Below are 441 nucleotides of genomic sequence, written 5' to 3' on the forward strand. Positions count from 1 at the left end.
GCGCGCCTCCTCGTCGATCGCGGTCCTGAACTCGGTGACGGCGGCAAGCATGGGGACATTCTCCATCCCTTGATCGGCACTGGCGCCGGCAACAATCTTCGAACGATCCCGCCGCTCGGCGAGATGCTGCTCGTCGGCAAAGCGCTTCACGGCCTTGAACAGCCGGGTCAGCTTCTCGCCTCTGATACTGGCGAGGTCTTCCGGCATACGCTCGACCATGTTGCGTTCGCCAACCGCGTCGGCCTTCGAGGTAAACGCGCTCCAGCCGAAGCGGGCGGTCAGCGCCTCGCTGACCGCCTTGACCTCCTGGACGATCGAGCGGTCTTCGGTGGCAAGCGCAAAGGCGGCCTTGTAGGCGTCGTCACCACCTTGCCTGCGCACCGCCTCGATCTCGGTAAGACGTGCCATCACCTTTTCGGAGAGCGCCGGGATCGGCAATGC

The 441-nt window shown here is 64.6% G+C and carries 1 protein-coding gene; it reads right to left on the reverse strand.

The window, feature by feature from the left end; all coding sequences use genetic code 11:
- Positions 1-441 (reverse strand): hypothetical protein (locus MOV76_RS39495; RefSeq protein WP_247266628.1); only part of this gene is annotated, 441 nt, incomplete at both ends.

It is taken from the genome of Rhizobium sp. PRIMUS64 (assembly GCF_023006465.1).
GTDB lineage: Bacteria > Pseudomonadota > Alphaproteobacteria > Rhizobiales > Rhizobiaceae > Rhizobium > Rhizobium leguminosarum.